The 7,153-nt window shown below is 62.7% G+C and carries 5 protein-coding genes; 2 read left to right on the forward strand and 3 right to left on the reverse strand.

The window, feature by feature from the left end:
- Positions 1-144: 144 nt before the first annotated feature.
- The gene (locus tag GSQ79_RS05575) at positions 145-1,719 is read left to right on the forward strand and encodes a GMC oxidoreductase (protein ID WP_158807744.1); all 1,575 of its coding nucleotides are present in this window, start codon (positions 145-147) and stop codon (positions 1,717-1,719) included.
- 125 nt (positions 1,720-1,844) lie between these two features.
- Here GSQ79_RS05575 and GSQ79_RS05580 read toward each other — a convergent pair whose 3' ends face one another.
- From GSQ79_RS05580 to GSQ79_RS05590, 3 genes are all read right to left on the reverse strand, one after another.
- Positions 1,845-2,720 carry an SDR family oxidoreductase gene (locus GSQ79_RS05580; protein WP_158807745.1) on the reverse strand — a complete coding sequence of 292 codons (876 nt, stop codon included), beginning with the start codon at positions 2,718-2,720 and terminating at the stop codon, positions 1,845-1,847.
- Positions 2,721-2,773: 53 nt separating this feature from the next.
- Positions 2,774-5,476: a glucosidase gene (locus tag GSQ79_RS05585; protein ID WP_158807749.1), complete on the reverse strand. Its 2,703-nt coding sequence runs from the start codon at positions 5,474-5,476 to the stop codon at positions 2,774-2,776.
- 191 nt (positions 5,477-5,667) lie between these two features.
- Positions 5,668-6,615 (reverse strand): ion channel, encoded by a 948-nt coding sequence (locus GSQ79_RS05590; RefSeq protein WP_158807746.1) that lies wholly within the window; start codon positions 6,613-6,615, stop codon positions 5,668-5,670.
- 219 nt (positions 6,616-6,834) lie between these two features.
- Between GSQ79_RS05590 and GSQ79_RS05595 the strand changes: the two genes are divergently transcribed.
- A partial coding sequence (locus GSQ79_RS05595; RefSeq protein WP_158807747.1) for a peptide-methionine (R)-S-oxide reductase occupies positions 6,835-7,153 on the forward strand: 319 nt, incomplete at its 3' end.

Genomic DNA, 7,153 nt, shown 5'->3' on the forward strand with positions numbered 1-7,153 from the left:
GTTTCAGGCTCGCCAAAGGCGGCGGCTCCGGCACGATAACGCGAAACGACAGCGAAAGCTCAGCCTTAAGGAACGATAATCGCCCGGTCCGGATTTTGCCGGTGCTTCGGCGGCCCGCCCGCACCACATTGAAGAGGATTTCGCATGTCATCCGACCATTATGATGTGATCGTGATCGGCAGCGGTCCCGGCGGCGGTGCGCTCGCGAGCCGGCTTGCGCCGACCGGCAAGCGCATCCTGATGCTGGAGCGTGGCGACTTCCTCAAGCGTGAGCCCGACAACTGGGATTCCAAAGCCGTCTTCGTCGACGGCAAATATCAGGCGCGCGAAACCTGGTACGACAAGAAGGGCAAGGCCTTCCATCCCGGCCTGCATTACTATGTCGGCGGCAATTCCAAGGTCTACGGCTCGGCGCTGATCCGCCTGCGCCGCGAGGATTTCGGCGAGATGCGGCATGTGGACGGCGTCTCGCCGGCCTGGCCGCTCGGCTATGACGCCTTCGACCAATACTATCTCGAAGCCGAAAAACTGTTTCACGTCCACGGGCAGCGCGGGGAAGACCCCAACGAGCCGAATGCCGTCGATGCGTTTCCCTACCCGCCTGTCCAGCACGAGCGCGTCATCCAGACGCTCAACGACTGCTGGACCAAACAGGGTCTAAAGCCATTTCACCTGCCGCTGGGCATTCTGCTGGACCAGCAGGCGAATGGCCAGCCGACGCCGACCAGCGCCTGCATCCGCTGCGACGCCTTCGATGGCTTTCCGTGTATCACCAACGGCAAGGCGGATTCCGAGATCGTCTGCATTAATCCGACCCTGAAATTGCACGACAACTTTACGCTGCTGACCAATGCCTATGTGACGAAACTTGAAACGGACGCGTCGGGCAAAACGGTCACCGGCGTATGCGTGACGCGCAATGGCGAAAACGAACGCTACTCCGCTGATATCGTGGTGTCGGCCTGCGGCGCGCTGAGTTCGGCTTTGCTGCTTCTGCGCTCGGCCAACGGGGCGCATCCCAACGGTCTGGCCAACGGATCGGATCAGGTCGGCCGCAACTACATGCGGCATAACCAGTCGGTGCTGATGGCGGTGTCGCGCAACCGCAACGACACGATTTTCCAGAAAACTCTGGCGATCAGCGACTACTACCTCGGCGCGGACGACTGGAAATATCCACTCGGCTTCATCCAGATGTGCGGCAAGTCCCACGGCGAGCAGATCCGCGGCGAGGCCCTGCCGCAATGGCTCGGTTTTCTACCCAACATGCCGTTCGACCAGATGGCGGCCCACGCGATCGACTTCTGGCTGTCGAGCGAAGACCTGCCGCATCCCGACAACCGCATTACCCTGAGCCGCGACGGCAAGGTCAACCTGGCCGTGACGCTCAACAACATGGAAGCTCACGCCCGACTTCGCAAGAAGCTCGAAGGCATGGTGAACGCGCTCGACGTGCATCCGTATTTCATGGAGCGCTCGCTTTATCTCGGCAAGACCATCCCCGTCGGTGGCACCGCGCATCAGGCCGGCACGCTGCGGTTCGGCACAGACCCGAAGACGTCGGTGCTCGACACCGACTGCAAGGCGCATGAGCTGGACAATCTCTACGTCACGGACGCGAGCTTCTTTCCGACGATCGGCGCGGTCAATCCGACGCTGACGATCATCGCCAACGCGCTGCGTGTGGCAGACCATCTGAAGACGCGGTTGGCGGCATAGCCCGTACGTTTCCAATCTTGTTCGTCATTGCGAGCGAAACGAAGCAAACCGGGGCCGCTGCGCCGAAGACATTGTGTCGGTGCCCGGGGTCGCTTCCCCTCCGACTTGCAAGGACGCTCAAAGCATTAGCCCCCGGTCGCAAACCCCGGATACAGCGTCATGCCACCGTCGACGAACATGGTGGTGCCGGTAACGTAGTCGGAATTGTCGGAGGCCAGCCACACCGCCGCCTGGGCGATGTCCGAAGGCTCGCCGATGCGCTTGTAAGGCACCAGCGTCATCAAGCTTTCGTAGGCCTCCGGCGTGTTCCAGGCCGACGTGTTGATCGGCGTGCGGATGGCACCAGGGCCGATAGCGTTGACGCGGATCCGGTGCGGCGCCAGCTCCTGCGCCATCGATTCCATGAGAAGCTTGATGCCACCTTTCGAGGACGCGTAGTTCACGTGGCCAGCCCAGGGAATGACCTGATGCACCGAGCTCATGCAGATCATCTTGCCGGCGGCAACCGAGATCTTCTCATCGATCCCGCGGCGCAAAAACTCGCGGGCGGCCTCGCGCTGAGTGAGAAACTGGCCGGTCAGATTGACGCCGATGACAGTGTTCCACTGCTCCAGCGTCATATCGATCAAACTGGAATCGCGCTGCAGTCCGGCGTTGCTGACGGAGATGTGAAGGGTGCCGAACGCGGTGATCGCCTGCTTGAACATGGCGATGACCTCGTCCTCCTTGCTGACGTCGGCCTTGATGACGATCGCTTTGCGGCCGAAGCCGACGATCTTGTGCGCCACCTCCTCGGCTGACTCCGGGTGGCTGACGTAGTTGACCACCACATCGGCACCGGCCTGCGCCAGACCCAGCGCGACCGCCTCGCCGATGCCGGAATTGGCGCCGGTGACGAGGGCCGGCTGGCCGAGCAGAATTTGCGGATAGGGCACGGTCGGAACCGGGCGCGCGCCCTCTGGGGCCGGAGCATCGGGTGCTTTGTGCGGAATATCGGACATCATCGTCTCCCGGCGCGGCGTCGGCACGCGCCCTGCGACTCGCTTAAGCGTTGCTACGCGTCTTTTGTTGCGCCACTTTGTGCGCCGGGATCGATTTCGTGGCGCGGGTGGAGCAACAAAGCCACCAGTCCCGTCCAACCGGTCTGATGCGATGCGCCGAGGCCGCGTCCGCTGTCGCCGTGGAAATGTTCGTGGAACAGCAGCTTGTCGCGGAAGTGCGGGTCGTCCTGCTCGATGCGGCTTTCGCCGAGATAGGGCCGCCTGCCCTCCGCGTTGCGCAGGAACAGGCGCGTCAGACGGCCGGCAAGTTCGTGCGCGACCTTGTCCAGCGTCAGCTTGTTACCTGAACCGACGGGATGTTCGACCACGAACTCGTCGCCGTAAAAGGTGTGATAGCGGTGCAACGATACGACGATCATGAAATTGACCGGCATCCAGATCGGGCCGCGCCAGTTCGAGTTGCCGCCGAACAACCGCGTGTTGCTCTCACCCGGCGTGTAGGCCACGGTATGCTCCTCGCCGTGAACCGTGACACCCGCGGGGTGCGCGAGATGGTACTTCGACACCGAACGGATGCCGTAGTCCGACAGGAACTCGGTCTCGTCGAGCATGCGCGCGAGAACCTGGTTCAGGCGCTGGCGCCGCATCAGCGCGAGCAGCGTATAGTTGGCGCTGTTCTCGTCTTTCCAGCGTGATACGAGGGAGGCGAGATCGGGCCGGAACTTGAACAGCCATTTCAGACGCGCGTTGAAATCCGGCAGGCGATCGCGAAACTCCTGGTGCAGGATCTCGACCGCAAACAACGGGATCAGCCCGACCATCGAACGCACGCGCAGCGGCAGTTCCGGTTCGCCGGGGATTTCGAGAACGTCGTAGTAGAAACCATCGGTCTCGTCCCAAAGGCCGAGACCGCTGTTGCCGATGCCGCGGTGGACCGCGCCTGCGATCAGCAAGAAGTGCTCGAAGAACTTGATCGCCATGTCTTCGTAGACATGATCCTCCAGCGCGATCTCGAGTGCCATGCGCATCAGATTCAGGGCGTAGACGGCTGCCCAGGCGGTGCCGTCGGCCTGGTTGATGTGGCCGCCCTCCGGCAGCGCGCCGCTGCGGTCGAACAGCGAAATGTTGTCGAGGCCGAGAAAGCCGCCCTCGAAAATATTGCGGCCGCTCATGTCCTCGACGTTGACCCACCAGGTGAAATTCAACGCAAGCTTGTTGAACACGCGACGCAGGAACATGCGATCCGGCACGCCGCAGAGCGCGCGGTCTATATCGTAGATCTGCAGCGCGGCCAGGGCGTGGATCGGCGGATTGGTGTCACCGAACTTCCATTCGTAGGCCGGCAGCTGGCCGTTGGGATGCATGAAGCGCGACTGCGTCAGCAACACCAATTGCGCCTTGGCGAATGCCGGATCGATGAGCGCGAACGTGACGCAGTGGAACGCCAGATCCCACGATGCAAACCACGGATATTCCCAGGCGTCGGGCATGGAGAGGATATCGGCGCTGTGCAGGTGCCCCCACGCGATGTCACGGCCGAGCAGGCGCTCCATCGGCGGCCGCGGCTCGTTGGGATCGCCGTTCAGCCAATCGCGGATGTTGAACCCGTAATATTGTTTGGACCACAACATCCCGGCAAACGCCTGGCGTTGTACCAACCGCGCATCTGGGTCAGCAATGCCGCTCTGCAAAGCGTCGTAGAAAGCGTCGCACTCGGATCGGCGCAACTCCAGCACCGCGTCGAAATCTGCAAAGGCTTCGCTCGCGACGCGGCGCAACCGCAAGCGCACCACCGCCGTTCCGCCGCCCGCGACAGTGAGGGAGTGATGGACCGCAACCTTGGTGCCGACCCGCGCCGGGTTGACCGCGTCGCGCCGGCCGCCGATCACGCACGCGTCGATCCCATCCTTGAAATAGCCGCCGCCGGTGCCGTAGAATCGCTGCGTGTTGGTCTCGTTGTCGCAGAACAGAAGCTCCGGCGCGCCATCGGAGGAAAGATGCATCGGCGGCAGGCTGCAATGCTCGATGGCAATACCGCCGTCGCTCGCAATCGAAAAATGCGGCTTGGGGGTGTCGCTGATCGCCCCCCAGCTCCAGGTGTTGCGCGACCAGAGCTGCGGCAGGCAATGCAGCGTCGCGGCGACCGGCCCGCGATTGTGGATCGTCACCTGCATCAAGATGTCGTCGGGTGCGCCCTTGGCGTATTCGACTTCCACATCGAAATAGCGGTTGTCGTCAAACAACCCCGTGTCGATCAGCTCGTATTCGCGCTCGGTCAGGCCGCGTTGCGCGTTGACCTTGAGCAGCTTCTCGTAAGGGTACGCCTCCTGCGGATATTTATAGAGCATCCGCATGTAGGAATGTGTCGGCGTGCCGTCGAGATAATAGTAAAGCTCCTTGACGTCCTCGCCATGGTTACCCTCGGCATTCGTCAGACCGAACAGGCGCTCCTTGAGGATCGGGTCCTTGCCGTTCCACAGCGCCAGGCCGAGACAGACCGCAAGCTGGTCGTCGCCGAAGCCAGCGATCGCGTCCTCCCCCCAGCGATAGGCGCGGGACCGGGCATGATCATGCGGCAGATAATTCCACGCGTCGCCATCAACGCTATAATCCTCGCGCACCGTCCCCCATTGACGGTCGCTGAGATAGGGCCCGAAACGTCGCCAGCTCGTTTCATTCCCGACCGCGGTATCCGCCTCGGCAAGGCGCTTGCCCTCGGCGGTTTCACTGACCGCGCTGTGCGGCGCATTAGGCATCTCGATCTTCACGCAGTCACCGCCCGGCAGATAAGACGAAGGCTACTAAGCACGGTTTTGCGGACGGCGGGAGAGCCTGAGGCTCAACCATTCGTGGCGAGATAGTCCGGCGTGGCAACCCGGGCCGCACCACGGCACCGATCGAGGCCCGGACCCAGTCGGACTACGAAATGCTCAGGACGAGCGCCGCGTCACGGTTTTGGCGGTTGATCCAGATCGGTGGATCCTTCCGTCATGTGAAAACGCCCGTAGTCGATGGCCCGCCGTCCGTCTTTCATCAAGCCAAAGATGTCGGCGTACGCGTGGCCGAAGCGGATATCGTCGGGCATGTACGAGTGCCTGGCATGGAGAGCCTGGGCGCTGGTTTCGTCCAGCCCCGTGACCGTCATCAGCAGTTCGGCGCCGATGCCATCGAGCGATGCGGCGTCGTGGCCGTAGAGCGGACTGGTCACATCGATCTTGTGCATGACCGTAAAGGACAGTGCAAAGGTCGGCGTATGTGCGCGTTCCAGTCTAAGATCGTAGAAACGGCGCATGCGGCGGCCCTCGATGCTGCTTTCCTCGCGCAGCAGGGTCACGCTGACCTCCGCCTCGAGAATCTGGTTCGGCCGCTCGTTGCCGATCCGCACCATGAGCGTCGGCACGCCATCATGTGCCGCCACCACCGCGACATTGGCAAACAGCACCCGCGCGGTCGGCCGCGAGATGCGCGCGAACATGACGCCCGTCGTCAAAGCGACGAAGGTGAGGCCGACCAGGGTTTCGATGGTCATCAGGATGTTGGCGTAATCGCTGCCCGGCGCCAGAACGCCGTAGCCGATCGTGCCGAAGGTCTCGACGCTGAAAAAGAAGGCGTCGCGAAAGTAGCCCGGACGCGCATTGGTGATCGAGCCCGGTTCCAGGAAGAAAAGGGTCGCGAAGACCACATTGACGGCAAGATAGGCGCCGGCGATCAGCAGCAGAAACTGCGGCCACGTCAGCCGCAGCGTGCGGTGATACAGATCCTCGCTCCAGTGCGGGCTTAAACCCAGGCGGACAAGATCCCCGCGGGCGCGGCCCGCCTCGGTGATCCGCCTGCGACGCGGCGGCGGCTTGTTGCTGAAATCGACCTCGGGCGGATGTCGCGGGCGCCGGAACATGGATCATGGTCTCGCTGGCGGCGGTCGCCGTCGCGATGCCTGCCCTGCATTGGCGCGAATGGTCGGCCGCCGCAAGCATGCGGCAATCGGTCATCAGCCAGAGCCGGCGAAGTCACGTCTTATTGGCTCGGCGTCGACCCGGCGCTGTAACTTTCGCCCCAGTCGCGTCGTAAACAGCAAGAAGCCGGAAACGGCACTCTTCGAATCGAGGACTTAGCCTTGACCAGCAGACGCAATTTTCTCGGCGCGACCGGCCTTCTCGGTCTAGGCGCCGTCTTCGTCGGGAGCTTCCGGGCCTCGGCGACCCCGAAGGGACCTTTCGAGGTCACTTACACCGATGCCGAATGGCAGAAGCGGCTCACTCCGGTGCAGTACAATGTTTTGCGGCAAGAGGGCACCGAGCGGCCCTTCACCAGCCCGTTGAACGACGAGCACCGTCACGGCGTGTTCGCCTGCGCGGGATGCGGCTTGAGCGCGTTTTCATCCGACACCAAATTCGAGTCGCATACGGGCTGGCCGAGTTTCTACGCTCCCCTGC

The organism is Beijerinckia sp. L45 (genome assembly GCF_009765775.1).
In the GTDB taxonomy this organism is placed as follows: Bacteria; Pseudomonadota; Alphaproteobacteria; order Rhizobiales; family Beijerinckiaceae; genus RH-AL1.

Coding starts and splice junctions, on each gene's coding strand:
- GSQ79_RS05575 (WP_158807744.1), top strand. CDS start 145: ATGTCATCCGACCATTATGATGTGATCGTGATCGGCAGCGGTCCCGGC.
- GSQ79_RS05580 (WP_158807745.1), bottom strand. CDS start 2,720: ATGTCCGATATTCCGCACAAAGCACCCGATGCTCCGGCCCCAGAGGGC.
- GSQ79_RS05585 (WP_158807749.1), bottom strand. CDS start 5,476: ATGCCTAATGCGCCGCACAGCGCGGTCAGTGAAACCGCCGAGGGCAAG.
- GSQ79_RS05590 (WP_158807746.1), bottom strand. CDS start 6,615: ATGTTCCGGCGCCCGCGACATCCGCCCGAGGTCGATTTCAGCAACAAG.